A 2126-nucleotide genomic window follows, 5' to 3' on the forward strand; every position below is an offset into this window, starting at 1 on the left:
CCCCGAGCCCGCCGCACCGGAGGCCCGGGACGGGTGGCCCGTGCGGATGGGCGTACGAGCCTTGAGGAACACCGTCGCCGGACCGGGGCCGCCGTCCGGGTCGGCGGGGGTGGCGCGCGCAGCGGTCAGTCGCGGTGGGCGCCCTCGGGCCAGATGACCGTGACGGGGACCCCGAGTGCCCGCGCGGCCCGGACCACGTCGGCGGTGCCCCCGTGGCCCCGCGCCGGTTCGCCGTCCCACACGGCCACGAGTTCGTCGGCCTCCTCCACCATCCGCACACCCGCCCGCATGTGGGACTCCGACGTGGAACGCTGGTAGTCGAGCCGCACCACGTCGGTGGCCCTGGCGAGCAGGGCGTCGTAGACGGGGCGGTGTTCGGCGGGGAGGCTGTCCCGGTACTGGGCGGCCGGGACGACGACGACCAGCGACCCGCCGGCGTCGAGGACGGACCTGGCGAAGAGGGTGTCCGCGCCGTCGGCGACGCACGACATCCCCACCAGGGGCTCGTCGGCTCGCTCGGCGATGGTGCGCCGCAGTTCGGTGGCCACGAGTTCCTCGGTGTCCGGGCCGAGTCCTCGGTGCCCGGTGATGGCCAAGCAGGTCATCGGTCCTCCCGTCAGTCGGTCACGGTCAGCTCCTCGTTGAGGGCCGTGGCTCGGCCACGGCGGGGCTGGGCGGCGTGGAAGGCGCGGACCCGGACCAGGATGCGCTCGCTGTCGAGGTCCCGCCCGACGCGCATCGCCTCGGTGGCCAGCCGACCGCTCTCCTCCCAGCGGCCCGCGTCGGCGAGGACGCTGGCCTGGTCGAGCTGTGCCAGAGCACGGGGTTTGGGTGCGGTCAGGGCGGGGGCCGCCGCCGCGAGGGCGTCCATCGCCCCCCGGGCGTCCCCGAGGCGGGCCAGCGCGGTCGCCCGGTGGCGGGCCGCCTTGGCGTCGTCGAAGGCGAACACCCACGGCCACACCGGTTCCGCCCGGCCGCTGCTGGCGTCGCGCTCGGCACGCCGCAGGGCCGCCGTGGTCGCCCTGCGGTCGCCCAGGGCCGCGTGGCCGACGGCGTGCAACGAGGACAGCCAGGACCGCGCGATCGTCGGGGACGACGCGCCGAGCTGGGTGGTGGCGCGGTCCAACAGGGCCACTCCGTCCCGGGGACGGCCGGTCTCCACCGTGTACTGGCCGAGGGATCCGACCATGTAGGCGACCAGGAGCGGGTTGTCCGCCCGTTCGGCGTGCCGCACCGCCCGCGCGTAGTGCCGTCGGGCGGTGCCGACGTCTCCCCAGTCGGCGGCGAGCCAGGCGCACAGGCCGGCGATCTCGGACAGGACGGTGTAGCCCTTGGGGGTGCGGCACCGGGTGCGGACGATCTCGTCGGCGAGGGTCAGGTGCGCCTCGGCGGCCGGGCCGAGGCTGGCCGAGGACACCGTCTGTTCCATGCGGCGGTAGTGGACGGTGGGGCCGGCGAGGGAGGCGAGCAGGTCCCGGGTGTTCCCCCCGGCGGCGACGACGCGGCGGGGAGACGCGGGTGCGGGTTCGTCCGCGTCGAGCGCGGGCGGGGCGGCGCGGGGAGGTGACCGCCGGGCCCTGGTCGGCCGCCGGAAGCCGAGTTCCCCGTCGGTGGCCGCCCCGAGGACGGCACGCAGCGCGGCGCGGTAGTGGGCGGCCGGCCACCGGATCACGCCCCGCTCCCACTTGCCGATGTGGTTGGCGTTGACCGGGGTGGTGTGCCGTCCCCCGCTGAGGCGGTTCACCTGGACGTTCACCGCGTCCGCGAGTTCCTGCCTCGTCATAGACTCGCCAGGCGACGAGGGTGACTGGGCACCTTCCCGCGCGGCGCGCAGGAGGGTGTTGTCCTCCGACGCTGCTGGGCTCCTCCACTGGCCGTGCGCGGGAGTGTACCGAGTGTGCCGTGCGGGAGGGCAGGTGTTCGCGGTCGCCGTCCCCCGGCTGCCGGATCACCGGAGCAAGCCTCGGGGGGTCTCACGGGCGCCGGTCCGCCCCTGCGCCGGGGCGGAGACCAGAGCACCTCCGCCGCTGGCGGGAACCACCGGCGGCCCGGCACCCCGCCCGGCACCGCGAGGCCCCGGCGTCGGGCACCGCCGCGCCGCACACGGGGTCGGCGGTGCGGGCCTG

At 76.5% G+C, this 2126-nt stretch carries 2 protein-coding genes; both read right to left on the minus strand.

Annotated elements, in window-relative coordinates:
• Window positions 1-125 precede the first annotated feature (125 nt).
• Window positions 126-605, minus strand: a complete 480-nt coding sequence (locus ACTIDRAF_RS0203825; protein ID WP_016697389.1) for a hypothetical protein — start codon at window positions 603-605, stop codon at window positions 126-128.
• A gap of 11 nt (window positions 606-616) precedes the next feature.
• Window positions 617-1783 carry an NsdA family TPR-like regulatory protein gene (locus ACTIDRAF_RS0203830; protein ID WP_016697390.1) on the minus strand — a complete coding sequence of 389 codons (1167 nt, stop codon included), beginning with the start codon at window positions 1781-1783 and terminating at the stop codon, window positions 617-619.
• Between the last annotated feature and the right edge of the window lie 343 nt (window positions 1784-2126).

The sequence above is a fragment of the Actinoalloteichus spitiensis RMV-1378 genome (genome assembly GCF_000239155.1).
Lineage (GTDB): Bacteria > Actinomycetota > Actinomycetes > Mycobacteriales > Pseudonocardiaceae > Actinoalloteichus_B > Actinoalloteichus_B spitiensis.

Bases quoted from the DNA above. Each gene is read 5' to 3' on its own strand.
- ACTIDRAF_RS0203825 (WP_016697389.1), bottom strand. From the start codon at position 605: ATGACCTGCTTGGCCATCACCGGGCACCGAGGACTCGGCCCGGACACC.
- ACTIDRAF_RS0203830 (WP_016697390.1), bottom strand. From the start codon at position 1,783: ATGACGAGGCAGGAACTCGCGGACGCGGTGAACGTCCAGGTGAACCGC.